This is a genomic window from Halolactibacillus sp. JCM 19043 (assembly GCF_001310395.1).
Classification (GTDB): Bacteria; Bacillota; Bacilli; order Bacillales; family Amphibacillaceae; genus Halolactibacillus; species Halolactibacillus miurensis.
This window is the reverse complement of sequence record NZ_BAXD01000003.1, coordinates 28,603-41,415: the sequence shown is the minus strand read 5'-3', so window position 1 is coordinate 41,415 and position 12,813 is coordinate 28,603. Positions and strand designations below refer to the sequence as shown.

General features: G+C 40.6%; 12 protein-coding genes and 2 pseudogenes. 2 read left to right on the top strand and 12 right to left on the bottom strand.

Annotation, left to right across the window (positions count from 1 at the left end; all coding sequences use genetic code 11):
• From rsgA to remA, 12 genes and pseudogenes are all read right to left on the bottom strand, one after another.
• Nucleotides 1-885 (bottom strand): ribosome small subunit-dependent GTPase A, encoded by an 885-nt coding sequence (gene rsgA, locus JCM19043_RS02965; protein WP_062319859.1) that lies wholly within the window; start codon nt 883-885, stop codon nt 1-3.
• On the bottom strand, nt 886-2,907 hold the full coding sequence (pknB, locus tag JCM19043_RS02960; RefSeq protein ID WP_062319857.1) for a Stk1 family PASTA domain-containing Ser/Thr kinase: 2,022 nt from the start codon (nt 2,905-2,907) through the stop codon (nt 886-888). It abuts the gene before it with no gap.
• A complete protein-coding gene (locus tag JCM19043_RS02955; protein ID WP_062319855.1) occupies nt 2,901-3,221 on the bottom strand; it encodes a SpoIIE family protein phosphatase in 321 nt (106 codons plus the stop codon). The genes pknB and JCM19043_RS02955 overlap by 7 nt, the downstream gene beginning before the upstream one ends.
• Complete coding sequence (locus JCM19043_RS02950) at nt 3,218-3,502, bottom strand: protein phosphatase 2C domain-containing protein (RefSeq protein WP_197274727.1); 285 nt, start codon at nt 3,500-3,502, stop codon at nt 3,218-3,220. The genes JCM19043_RS02955 and JCM19043_RS02950 overlap by 4 nt, the downstream gene beginning before the upstream one ends.
• Nucleotides 3,457-3,651, bottom strand: a complete 195-nt coding sequence (locus tag JCM19043_RS16245) for a hypothetical protein (protein WP_156321318.1) — start codon at nt 3,649-3,651, stop codon at nt 3,457-3,459. The genes JCM19043_RS02950 and JCM19043_RS16245 overlap by 46 nt, the downstream gene beginning before the upstream one ends.
• Nucleotides 3,652-3,735: 84 nt before the next feature.
• A complete protein-coding gene (gene rsmB, locus JCM19043_RS02945) occupies nt 3,736-5,034 on the bottom strand; it encodes a 16S rRNA (cytosine(967)-C(5))-methyltransferase RsmB (RefSeq protein ID WP_369813734.1) in 1,299 nt (432 codons plus the stop codon).
• Nucleotides 5,027-5,967, bottom strand: a pseudogene (gene fmt / locus JCM19043_RS02940) (methionyl-tRNA formyltransferase). Before fmt ends, rsmB begins: the two are co-directional and overlap by 8 nt.
• A gap of 14 nt (nt 5,968-5,981) precedes the next feature.
• A pseudogene (gene priA, locus JCM19043_RS02935) lies at nt 5,982-8,392 on the bottom strand (primosomal protein N').
• Between the two features lie 2 nt (nt 8,393-8,394).
• Nucleotides 8,395-9,591 (bottom strand): bifunctional phosphopantothenoylcysteine decarboxylase/phosphopantothenate--cysteine ligase CoaBC, encoded by a 1,197-nt coding sequence (gene coaBC, locus JCM19043_RS02930; protein WP_062319851.1) that lies wholly within the window; start codon nt 9,589-9,591, stop codon nt 8,395-8,397.
• 79 nt (nt 9,592-9,670) lie between these two features.
• Nucleotides 9,671-9,886, bottom strand: coding sequence for a DNA-directed RNA polymerase subunit omega (rpoZ, locus tag JCM19043_RS02925; RefSeq protein WP_369813733.1), 216 nt, complete (start codon nt 9,884-9,886; stop codon nt 9,671-9,673).
• Nucleotides 9,883-10,506, bottom strand: coding sequence for a guanylate kinase (gene gmk / locus JCM19043_RS02920; protein ID WP_062319849.1), 624 nt, complete (start codon nt 10,504-10,506; stop codon nt 9,883-9,885). Before gmk ends, rpoZ begins: the two co-directional genes overlap by 4 nt.
• A gap of 34 nt (nt 10,507-10,540) precedes the next feature.
• Complete coding sequence (remA, locus tag JCM19043_RS02915; protein WP_062319847.1) at nt 10,541-10,801, bottom strand: extracellular matrix/biofilm regulator RemA; 261 nt, start codon at nt 10,799-10,801, stop codon at nt 10,541-10,543.
• A gap of 291 nt (nt 10,802-11,092) precedes the next feature.
• On the opposite strand from remA, the gene JCM19043_RS02905 reads away from it, so the two are divergent.
• Nucleotides 11,093-12,496, top strand: a complete 1,404-nt coding sequence (locus JCM19043_RS02905; RefSeq protein WP_369813732.1) for an NFACT family protein — start codon at nt 11,093-11,095, stop codon at nt 12,494-12,496.
• Nucleotides 12,460-12,807: an NFACT RNA binding domain-containing protein gene (locus tag JCM19043_RS18550; RefSeq protein WP_369813731.1), complete on the top strand. Its 348-nt coding sequence runs from the start codon at nt 12,460-12,462 to the stop codon at nt 12,805-12,807. The genes JCM19043_RS02905 and JCM19043_RS18550 overlap by 37 nt, the downstream gene beginning before the upstream one ends.
• The last annotated feature ends 6 nt before the right edge of the window (nt 12,808-12,813 follow it).

The following is a 12,813-nucleotide window of genomic DNA, read 5'->3' as shown; positions in this document are numbered from 1 at the left end:
TTAATACCTCGGCTTTCTTTGTTTAATCTCTTCATAAAACTGTTGATAATGCTCATACCTAAACAGGGCAATTTCTCCTGTATCGACCGCTTGTTTGACGCGACATTTCGGTTCATTCATATGCATACATCCTCTGAACTTACACGCGTCACTATATTGTTCGAAATCAACAAATAATTTCGGCAACTCCTCTAAATCAATCTCGGCAAAATCTAACGAACTAAATCCTGGCGTATCAGCAACGTGACCACCTAAGATAGGGACTAACTCCACGTGACGTGTTGTATGCTTCCCGCGCCCTAAACTATCAGAAATTTCAGCTGTCTTAATTTTTAAGTCTGGGTTTAATTGGTTTAAAAAACTAGATTTCCCCACACCCGATTGACCCGCAATCACTGTCGTTTTGCCTGTTAATAAATCTTCTAATTGCCTTGAATCTTGCTCTATAATGGTGGAGAATTCTTTTACAACATAGCCCATAGTCTCATAAATTTCTCGGTAATGAGCAACGGTTTGATAATCATCCTCTTCCAGCAAATCCATTTTAGTTAGTAAAATCACCGGTTCAATTTTATGCTTTTCAACCAACACTAAAAATCGGTCTAGTAACACCGTACTAAAATCCGGCTCTTTAACGGATACCGCAATCAGCGCCTGGTCAACATTGCTGACGGGCGGTCTGATTAAGGCGTTTTTACGCGGTAACAATTTGGTAACGGTACCGTCTGTCTTATTAGCTGATTCAAATTCAACAAAATCTCCTACAAGAGGCGTTTCTTTATTTTTCCTGAACACACCTCTTGCTCGGCATTGGAATATTTCCCCTACCTGGTCTTCTACATAATAAAACCCACTTAGCGCTTTCATAATCTTTCCTTCGGTCATTTATTCACCACCTTCAATGTCATCATATCGGATTGTTTTCTGAACCACTGTCTGATCATCACGTTCCACGCGGTAAACCGCTTGGTCATTCGGTGCAATTTCTAGAGGAATGGTAAAGGTAGTATCTGATGTAATCATCTGGACTTGATACGTCTCCGATAAATCATGTGAGATGTCATCAATATATATTCTCACTTCTTGTGGAATTAAGCGCTCTTCTTCCGTTGTATTGTCATCATCAGCAGGTAATTCATCCAGCGTATAAGATACGGTCACCTCTTCTCTATAGGTTTTGACAGGTTTTTCTTCTTCCCCAAGTGACACGACAAGGTTTACGACAGAGCCTTCTTCTACTTCGACATCACCTTCCGGTGATTGACGAATGACCTCACCTTCTGGCACGCTCTCGTGATGTTCTTCTGTTACTTTTGCGACTAAATTTTTATCCGTCAAATAATCTCGCGCTTCTATTTCATCTAAACCAGTTAAATCATCTAACGTCACCATACGCTTACCGACACTCACTTCAAACACAACAATCGTTTCAGATGGTACGACTTTTGTACCTGGCTGAGGCTCAACCTGGGTTAGAATGGTTCCAACCGGTTCATCTGAATACACATCGATCCGCTGAACATTTTGAAAATCTTGGCTCAATAACAGTCTTTCAACTTGACTATATGATTGATCGGTATAGTCACTTATCTCAATCGGTTCCTTACCTAATGAAACAACAAGACTAACAGCCGTTTCCTCTTTCACGAACCGTCCAGAGTCAGGCGACTGACTTATAACCATATTCACTTCGACTGTATCGTCAAAGACTTCTTCAATGTCATAAGTTAAATGATTATTTTCTAACCATCGTTTCGCTTCTTCAACATCGCGATTCGTTAACTCAATCAGTTCAACATCATCAGGTTGTAATAAAATCGGAAGGACAAACAAACTAAACAATACACTCAACAGTATAACCATGGCGGCAATAGAGCTGCCCCAAATAATTTTTTTCTTCTTCGACGCTTGTTTTTTCTCAAGAGAAGAGGTAGCTTTTTTTTCATCTTGAACCATGGCTGGCTTTCGGTGAACAACCGTATCGTGTGCTGACTGATTTTCAAATAAGCTTGCTTGGATCACGGGAACTTGTTTCGTTTCATCTCCTTCAATAAAAGGCACTTGAAACGGCGCTTCATGAAGCCGATCATCATTTAAGACCGTCCGTAAATCCTCAATAAATTCATCCATTGACTGATAACGATTTAATGGATCTTTTGCCGTTGACTTTAGTACGACATTCTCCACACTTTGTGGAACATCTTCCGCCCACTTCTTCACCGGGGGTACGACTTGTTGTAAATGCTTTAACGCAACAGAAACCGCTGATTGGCCTGAAAACGGTAAGCGTCCGGTCAATAATTCAAACAAGACAATCCCAAGTGAATAAATATCTGACTTCGTATTCGCCAAACCTCCACGGGCCTGTTCCGGTGATAAGTAATGGACACTACCTAAGACGGCATTTGTTTGAGTCATTGACGTCGAACTTAAAGCCAGCGCTATCCCAAAATCAGTGACCTTTACTTGCTTATCATGGGTCACTAGAACATTTTGTGGTTTGATGTCACGGTGAATAATATGATGATCATGGGCATGTTGAATCGCTTCGGCAATCTGGGACGTGATCATGACCGCTTCATCTGGGTCCAGCGGGGCATGAAGTTGAATGTAACGCTTGAGCGTCATACCATCCACATACTCCATGACCATATAATAAATATCATCTTCATCATCCACATCAAAAATGGTGACAATATTCGGATGAGATAAGCTCGTCGCATTTTGTGCCTCACGATGAAATCGTCTGATAAAATCATCATCATTGGCATACTCAAGCTTTAGTACTTTAATCGCCACTTCTCGCTTTAAAATGGTGTCAAACCCTAAATAGACATTTGCCATACCACCACCACCGATGAGTGACTGGACTTTATAACGTTCGCCTAATAATTTACCTTCTAACAAGAGGCTTCACCTCCTGTATCTTCACTAATTAAGACGAGGGAAATATTATCCTCACCGCCACGTGCATTCGCTTTAGCGATTAACTTTTCTCCAGCTTCATGAAGCGTCTCTGCCGATAAAATAATCGCTTGTATATCCTCATCCGACAGTTTATTCGTTAATCCATCAGTACAAAGCAACAATTGTTCACCGGGCTCACAACTGACCATGGCGACATCAATGTCGATTGGCTGGTCAGTACCAACAGCGCGAGTTAAGATGTTTTTCTTCGGGTGGACTCTTGCTTCTTGTTCGGTAATTTCACCTGCGCTCACAAGGCATTCACTAGTGAGTGATCCTTTGTGATTTGTCGCAGCTTTATGCCCGACATTTTATAACAACGGCTATCACCGACATGAGCGACAACAGCCATATCATCGACAATAATGACAGCCACAACGGTTGTCCCCATACCACGATAGGCCTCATTTTCCAAAGCTTTTTGATAAATATGTTCATTCACATTTTGTAACGACTGAGTAAGATACTGTTCGACATCATCGACACGTGTCAATCGTTGTTCTTTCGACCAATGCGTTTGAAAATACTTGAGCACCATTGCGCTAGCAACATCTCCCGCATTATGCCCCCCATACCATCCGCAATAATATAGAGCGCTTGCTTGTCTTGATTACAGACGACGCCTCCCGTATCTTCATTGTAGGGTCTGACGCGTCCTTGATCCGTTATAAATACATGTGTCATCTTTTCACCTCACCGACTGATTATGTTTCATCAGTTGCTTGTTTATATTGTAAACGCGTTAAGAAGAACCCATCCGTATGAAAATCATCCGGGAAAATTTGCAGACCAAAAAGGGGTAACCCCAACGGATTGTTGTAAAAATGCCGGCAATTCGGTAAAGAATGTCGGATCAACTTCATATCGCGTTTGTCCTGATAAAAATTCAGCAATCAACGCTTCATTTTCAGTTGGATCAATCGTACACGTGCTATAAATCAGTTTCCCGTCTTCTTTCAATAGTGGCATGATGGTGTTTAACATATCAAATTGAATCATCGAGAGATTTAACACGTCTTCACTAGTCTTTGTATACTTGATATCAGGTTTTGTTCGAATCACACCAAAACCAGAGCACGGTGCATCAATAAGAATCCGGTCAAATGTTTTGACCTCAAATGCTTGATCTAACTCGCGTGCATCCATTGCTTTTGTCTTAATATTAATCAGGCCCAATTGCGCCGCTTTTTTGTCAACTAATGTTGTTTTCTTCTCATGTAAGTCATAACTATACACTCGACCCGTATTCGATAACCGTTCAGCTAAATCGGTGGTTTTACCACCTGGTGCACTACAACTATCAAGGATGACTTGATCTTTTTCAACAGCCATCATCTCTCCGACTAACATAGACGTTTGATCTTGGATTGTGACAATCCCCTCGTCAAAGAAAGGATGTTTTAAAATGTTGCCCGCGTTAATAATAAGCCCTTTCGATGAAAAAGGAGAGGCCTCTACCTCAAAACCATCTTCAATTAATTGTTGTTTGGCGTCTTCAAGTGTCATCTTAAGTAAGTTTACTCGAACGGCTTTATCTGCTTTGATTAGTTGAGCGGTGGCGATTTTTTCTGCTTTTTCTAAGCCGTAACTATCGATCCAGCGTTCCATTAACCATTCTGGTGTACTCGTTTCGATACTCAATCGTTTCGTTACTGGTTCAATCGTTTCGTATGAAGGAAACCCTTGACGTAGCGCTTGGCGCAGAACACCATTGACGAGTTTGACGATACCTTGATGTCCGCGCTTTTTAGCAATTTCAACCGCTTCATTGACAACAGCATGGTCAGGTACTTTATCTAAATATTTTAATTGATAAAAAGATAAATAAAGCAACCACTTTACCCAACTTTGGAGTTTCCCTGTTTTTTTCACGAACTGGTCAAGATCATACGCGAGTGTTAATTTACGATTCAACGTGCCATAAACGAGTTCGGTGAATAAACCTTGATCTCTGATATCTAAGGCGTTATTTTTTAATGTTTGATCAATCAATAAATGACTAAACGCGCCATTATCTCCTACTTTAACTAGCACATCTAAAGCATGTGCTCGGACTGTTTTACTCATCATTTTCACCTAATACTTTCCCTACACTTAATGGATGTTGTCCATTTAAGAGGTCTTTAATTGGCATGCGTTTCTTCCCTGCCAGTTGAATATCTGTTAATTTTACTGAGCCATCCCCTGTTTGTACAATCACCCCATCTTGTTCTAATGCGGTAATGGTACCAGGCGCATGATCCGTTTGAGCGGACGTTTTTTCCACCCACCATAATTTTAAATTAGTTCCGTCTAAGGTCGTACTTGCGACAGGAAATGGATGCAGACCTCGCACATGATTATAAACATGCGTATTTGTTTCTTTCCAATCGATTCGCTCTTGGTCACGGGTAATATTTCGAGCATACGTCACCTGCGCTTCATCTTGTTTCACTGGCGTAAGCTCACCTGCGAATAATGCCGGCAGCGTAGCTTGTAATAAATCACGTCCTATGTGACTCAATTTATTAAACAGACTCCCCACGTGGTCATCTTCTTCAATTAAGATTTTTTGTTGGGTTAAGATATCGCCTGCATCTAGGCTTCTGCCATATACATAATCGTCACGCCTGTTTCGCTTTTCCCATCAATAATCGCTTGATGAATCGGTGCGCCACCCCGATATTCAGGTAAAAGCGAGGCATGAACATTAATACATCCATCTACCGGTGCCTCTAATAAAATATTAGGAACAATTTGGCCAAACGCCGCTGTCACGATTAAATCTGGTTTCGCTTCAAGAACTGGCGCATAATCTTCTTTTATTTTTTCCGGTTGAAAGACCGGCAAGCCTAATCGTTCGGCGGCCACTTTAACTGGCGGTGGCGTTAACACTTTTTTACGCCCCTTAGGTCGGTCAGGTTGAGTCACGACCAGCGGAATATCATAACCGTCTTTCACTAATTGTTCTAAGATAGGGACACTAAAATCCGGTGTTCCCATAAATACAATACGCTTCATGTTTAACCTTCTTTCTACATAAGTTGTTGTGGATTTAAATCAATATGGATCATTAACTGATTTTTATTACTTTCAGCCTCATAATGTTTTAATATTTTTCTTAACACTGTCATTAAGTCCGGTTCATCTTTATATTTTACCATGCATTGAAAGCGATAACGACCTTTAATTCTTTCAATGGGTGATGGCGTAGGTCCGAGGATGATAGCCTGTTCTGTTAAATGTTTATTGAGAAGTTTTTGAATCACGCGTGTCACTTCCTCTGCTTTTAAGCGGTTTTCATGCGTCACGGTTATTAACGTAAGGAAATAATAAGGCGGATACTGATAGGCCTTTCTTAGCGTCATCTCCTGTTTAAAGAAACCGTGATAATCATACTCTTTCGCAAATAACACACTGTAATGTTCCGGGGTATACGTCTGGATAATCACTTCCCCCGTCAATTCGTGTCTGCCCGCTCGACCTGATACTTGTGTAAGTAATTGAAACGTCTTTTCTGCGGCTCTAAAGTCAGGTAAGTTTAACAATCCGTCAGCTGCTAACACACCGACAAGCGTCACATCTGGAAAATCTAATCCTTTAGCAATCATTTGTGTCCCCAGTAAAATATCCGCTTGTTTTTTTCCGAATTGTTTTAATAAACGTTCATGCGCGCCTTTTTTTCTAGTCGTATCGACATCCATTCGGATGATGCGTGCCTCGGGAAAAGTTTCATTTAAAGCTTCTTCGACCTTCTCAGTCCCGGTCCCAAAAAAGCGAATCGATTCCGACTCACAATTTGGACAGACTTTAGGCATCGGCTCACTGTAATTACAATAGTGGCACTTCAATCGATGATCACGTTGATGGTAAGTCAGTGATATATCACAATCGGGACATTCAACGGTGTGACCACAATCTCGACACATAACAAACGTTGAGTAGCCGCGGCGATTTAAGAATAAGACGACTTGTTCTTGTTTATCAATCCGTTGTTGAATGGCTTCTTTTAATTGACGTGAAAACATCGTTCTATTTCCTTGGTGCAGTTCTTCTCGCATATCTTGAATTGTCACTTTTGGCATAACAGATTGATTGATTCGCTCTGGCATCTCAATCAGGTGATAGACGCCTTTTTTGCCCGCGCATACGTTTCAAGTGTCGGCGTTGCGGTCCCTAGCACAACGGGACAAGCGTGATAGATAGCACGTTTTTTGGCGACATCACGCACATGGTAACGCGGATGATCTTCTTGTTTATACGTTGACTCATGTTCCTCATCAATAATAATCATCCCGAGGTTTTCAAACGGGGCAAAAATAGCTGAACGCGCACCAACGGCAACACTCACTTGTTTCTTTTGAATTTTTCGCCACTCATCAAATCGCTCACCCTTAGATAGCGCACTATGTAACACCGCGACCGCGTCACCGAAGCGACGTTTAAATCGTTCCACCATCATCGGTGTTAAACTTATTTCCGGTACGAGAACAATCGCTTCTTTGCCCTGTTTGATCGCATGATCAATCGCTTGAAGATACACTTCAGTTTTACCACTACCGGTGACCCCATGCAGCAAGAAGGTGTCCGGTAAATTTTGATCCATCTTGGACACGATCGCATCTAAGGCCGCTTGTTGTTGCGGGGCTAATGTGAGCGGTATTGTTTTTTCTGTTTGTCCTTGATAAGGATCTCGATTAACTTGTTGTTTAACCAATCGAATTAATTGATGATCCTTTAATTTATTTAACGTGTTCCGGGTCGTTTGATTCTCTGACAACACTTGTTTTAAAGGCTGTGTCGCTGGATGATCCAAAAAGTATTGAACCAGCTCAAATTGTTTTTTTGACTGCTTCGTTAATTCGGCAAGATAAGCATCAAATTCGGCCTCTGTTCCAACCACTTCTACCATTTGGACAAACTTATAACTTTCATTCGTCGTCACGTGATAATCCCATTCGACCGTTTTTTCTTTTATCTCCTCGTTAATCACCCGCAAAGGTATATGTTCACTCAATTCATCAAAGGCGATATAGTCACGGCCGTCAAATAAATCCGCTAGCTGTTGATTTTTCGGTTCTTCCAGACGGTGGAGCGATTTATCGTACGTCGCTTTTAGTGCTTGGGGTAACATCGCTTGAAAGCTAGAGATAAAGAAACTCATCGTTGATTCAGCCAGCCATTGACCTAAGTCAATCAGTTCTTTGGTTAGCACCGGCTGCACATCAAGTGTCGCTTTAATCGCTTTTAATCTTGACTCATCTAGCGTTGTTTCATTGACTGTATGTAGCACATAACCCATAATCGTTCGGTTACCAAACGGCACAATGACACGCATCCCAACTTCTAAGGCACCTAATAAATGGTCTGGGATGAGGTAATCAAAGAAACGATCAATATTACTTGCAGGAACATCCACGACAACGCGGGCTATTTTTTCTGTCATACTTAATCAACTTCCTCACTAATCACTCGTAAAATTTCCTCTGCAACCCTTCGTTTGGATTGAAGCGGTAAGGTTTGTTCTTGACCTTTTTTCGTCACGATGGTGACCGCATTTGTATCAGCATGAAACCCTTGATTGGGCTTTGATACGTCATTAATCACGATCATATCTAATTGTTTATGCTGTAATTTTCCTTTACCGTAGGTTAAGACATCTTCGGTCTCAGCCGCAAAACCAACTAAATATTGATGGGTTTTCTTCTCACCGAGTGTTTTTAAAATATCTTTTGTGCGCACCATCTCAAGAACGAGCGGTTGCTTTTGTTTCTTCATTTTTTGATCATACGTCACTTTAGGCGTATAGTCACTAACAGCGGCAGTCTTAATCACAATATCTGCTTCATGGTAGCGCGACGTCACCGCTTCATACATATCTTCTGCCGTTGTGACATCAATTTTAGTGACACCAACAGGTGCCTCTAAGTGAACGGGACCACTTATTAACGTCACGTCCGCTCCGAGTTCTTGTGCTACCGCGGCTAATTGATACCCCATCTTGCCTGATGAATGATTCGTTAAGTATCTGACTGGATCTATTTTTTCTTGTGTTGGACCAGCAGATATTAATAGTCGCTTTCCTTTTAAAAGTGCGCGTTTATTAGTCGTTTGTTCGAGAAATCGCACAATCTCCTCTGGTTCAGCTAAACGGCCCTTACCGACATAGCCACAAGCAAGGTAGCCTTCGTCTGGTTCAATAAAGGACACACCCCTTTTACGTAGCGTATTCATATTTTCAATCACGGCTGGGTGCTCATACATATGCACATTCATGGCAGGTGCAAAAAACACGGGACATGTCGTCGCAAGAAGCATCGTTGATAATAAGTCATCCGCAATACCTTGCGCATATTTACCAATCATATTAGCCGTCGCTGGTGCAACGACAACATAGTCAGCCCAATCAGCGAGGGCAATGTGTTGAATTTCTGATGCATCTAATTCATCAAATGTATCTAAATAAACAGGTTGTCTTGAAATGGCTTGAAATGATAGCGGTGTGACAAATTTTTGTGCGCCGTTTGTTAAAATCACTTTGACAATCGCCCCACTTTGTGTGAGTTTACTCGTTAAACTAATGGCTTTATATGCCGCAATGCCACCCGTCACCCCAAGGACAATCTTTTTTCCGGATAATGTCATCGTTTCTTCACCCTTTCTTTATGCATGAAAACCCCCAAGCCACCGTAATTGGCGAACAAGGGGGTTAACGTGTGTAAATTTAGCGACGTTCTTTGTATTCAGTTGAAATAAATGTCAACTTATCTGCATAGATTTCTTCTAGTGCGATCCCGACATTTGTTGCTGAGGTCGGCTCTTCAATTTGAACAATTTTTTCATCTTGAATTTGACGTGCACGACGTGATGATAAGGTCACAAGGGTATACTTAGAATTAATTTTCGTTAATAATTGGTCAATAGATGGATCTAACATCATGATTGACTCACCTCCAGGATTTTCTTGTATTCAGATGCGACACGTTCACGTTTACAGTGCTCGCTTTTAACAATCGCTTGGACGTTTTCTACCGCGTGATCAACTTGATCGTTCACAACAACATAGTCATAAGCGTCCATCATATCAATTTCTTCTTTTGCGGCATTCAATCGATTCATCACAAGTGTTTCTGTTTCTGTGCCACGACTGACAATCCGATTTTTTAATTCTTCCAAACTTGGTGGTGATAAGAAGATAAACACACCTTCTGGGAAGTTTGCTTTGACTTGCAGTGCCCCTTGAACTTCAATTTCTAAAAAGACATCATTACCGTCTTCTAATTGTTGTTCAACATACTCACGCGGTGTACCGTAATAGTTCCCGACATACTCAGCGTGCTCGAGTAGTTGATTGTTCTCGATCATTTGTTCAAAAGCTTCTTTTGAACGATAGAAATAATCCACACCTTCTTGTTCACCCGGTCGCATTGGACGTGTCGTCATCGATGTCGAATATTTTAATGATGTATCTTTTTTAAACAGCGCTTTTCTCACTGTTCCTTTACCTACACCGGAAGGTCCAGATAAAACGAAAAGAATGCCTTTTTGTTTAAATAACAACGTTAATCCCCCAATCAAGCTAATACCGTTAGCTTTAATCTAATAATTCTTCTTCGTGTGTCACAACACGGTTACCAACTGTCTCTGGTTGAACCGCAGATAAAACGACGTGGTCACTATCTGTGATAATCACCGCACGTGTCCGTCTACCATATGTTGCATCAATAAGTTTATTATTCTCTCTTGCGACAGAAATAATACGTTTGATTGGCGCAGACTCTGGTGAAACAATCGTGATAATTCGGTTGGCTGAGACAACATTACCAAATCCGATATTAATTAATCGTAAACTCAATTTTTGCTCCCCCTTAAACTATAGCCGCTCATCATATGAATGACATAATAATCTTTATAATTATAGTATAAAATGCGCCATTTTGGAATGCTTCTTGACGAAATTCTTTTATTCATCATCGATTTAACCATCTTAATCACGTCATCTCGTAACTTCAGTATACACAATGATGCTCGTTTTTGTAAATGTTTCACTCGTTCCCTCTCGTGTTCATAGTAAAAGTAGTCGGCTATTTCGTCGGTATCATCACACGTCTATCCGTGCTATAATAACAACACGAGGTGATGACGTATGACATATGATGGTATGGTGACACGACGGGTAAGTAAAGAATTACAGGCATTACTTGCAACAGGTCGTATATTGAAAATTTATCAACCAACAAAAACCGAATTAATTTTAAATATCCGCGCCAATGGAAAAACACACCGGTTATTATTATCGATGCATCCTGTGTATGCACGTATCCATTTAACGGATGAGAAATTTACTAATCCAAAGGAACCACCGATGTTTTGTATGTTACTAAGAAAGCATTTGGAAGGTAGTTTTATCCGCGAGATTATCCAATATGAGAATGAACGCATCATTGAGCTGTCTATTCAAGGGAAGAATGAGATCGGTGATGATATTCGAAAGCGACTGATCATTGAAATCATGGGTAAACATTCCAATATTATTTTAGTCGATGCTGATAAAGGACACATTTTAGATGCGATGAAACATTTATCACCGTATCAAAATCGCTTCCGTACGATTCAACCGGGACAACCTTATATTTATCCACCGACACAAGATAAAGTGAATCCCTTTGATTTAAACAAAAAAGATAGAGAAACAATCGTAAAACAATCTTTACATGAGCGCGCGTTCATGACACATTTCATGGGTGTCTCCCCTCAAATTGAGCAAGAACTACAGACTTTTGGGGATGATATTGACTCACAAATCCATGGTTTTCATCAACTTTTAGTCGATATTGAAAACGGTCAGATTGATCCTGTGATTGATCAAACGAAACATGCGTTTTATCTGTTTCCACTTAAATCCTTTAGTGAAAACTTAAAACATTTTGCATCAGTCAATGCCTTACTTGATTATTTCTATCGCGATAAAGCCGAACGTGATTTAGTTAAACAACGCGCGGGTGATTTGATTCGGGTATTACAAAATGAACGCAGTAAAACCTTAAGAAAAATCAAAAAGCAACAACAGACGTTAAAAAAAGCCGAGCATGCGCCGAGCTATCAAAAGAAAGGCGAATTATTAACGGCGCATATGCACCTAGTTAAGCAAGGTGATTCCTCTGTTGATGTATTAGATTATTACGAAGAAGATACACCCACACTGACGATCGAATTAAATCCGAATAAATCACCGAGTGAGAATGCTCAGAGTTATTTTAAGACGTATCAAAAATTGAAGACGTCTAAGAAGATGTTAGACATTGAAATCCAAAAAGCGTATGAGATGATTGACTATCTTGACCAACTCATCGAACAAATTGAAAAAGCACGTTTAGAAGATTTAGATGAGATTAGAGAAGAATTAGAAGATGAAGGTCTGATTAAAAAGAAAGTGCTTAAAAAACCAGAAAAAAGAATAAACCGAAAAAACCATCACCTGATCGATATCAATCAAGTGATGGGACGATCATCTTGGTCGGAAAAAACAATAAACAAAATGACTATTTAACGATGAAGCTTGCCGGAAAACAAAATATTTGGTTACACACAAAAGATATTCCAGGCTCACACGTTGTGATTCGCTCTGATGCCCCAAGTGAGGCGACGTTAAATGAAGCCGCTCTCTTAGCGGCGTATTTCAGTAAAGCTCAACAGTCAAGTGCCGTTCCGGTTGATTATACTGAAATCAAACATGTGCATAAACCAAACGGCGCAAAACCAGGGTATGTGATTTATGACCATCAGAAAACCGTCGCCGTGACACCGAATAGAGCCATCGTAGAACAATTAAAAGAAAATGATCAAGCTCATACACATTAATAGAAA

Excerpts from the sequence above, each read along its gene's own strand:
- JCM19043_RS16245 (WP_156321318.1), bottom strand. The coding sequence starts at position 3,651 with ATGACACATGTATTTATAACGGATCAAGGACGCGTCAGACCCTACAAT.
- rpoZ (WP_369813733.1), bottom strand. The coding sequence starts at position 9,886 with ATGATGTTAGATCCATCTATTGACCAATTATTAACGAAAATTAATTCT.
- coaBC (WP_062319851.1), bottom strand. The coding sequence starts at position 9,591 with ATGACATTATCCGGAAAAAAGATTGTCCTTGGGGTGACGGGTGGCATT.
- rsmB (WP_369813734.1), bottom strand. The coding sequence starts at position 5,034 with ATGAGTAAAACAGTCCGAGCACATGCTTTAGATGTGCTAGTTAAAGTA.
- JCM19043_RS02905 (WP_369813732.1), top strand. The coding sequence starts at position 11,093 with ATGACATATGATGGTATGGTGACACGACGGGTAAGTAAAGAATTACAG.
- rsgA (WP_062319859.1), bottom strand. The coding sequence starts at position 885 with ATGACCGAAGGAAAGATTATGAAAGCGCTAAGTGGGTTTTATTATGTA.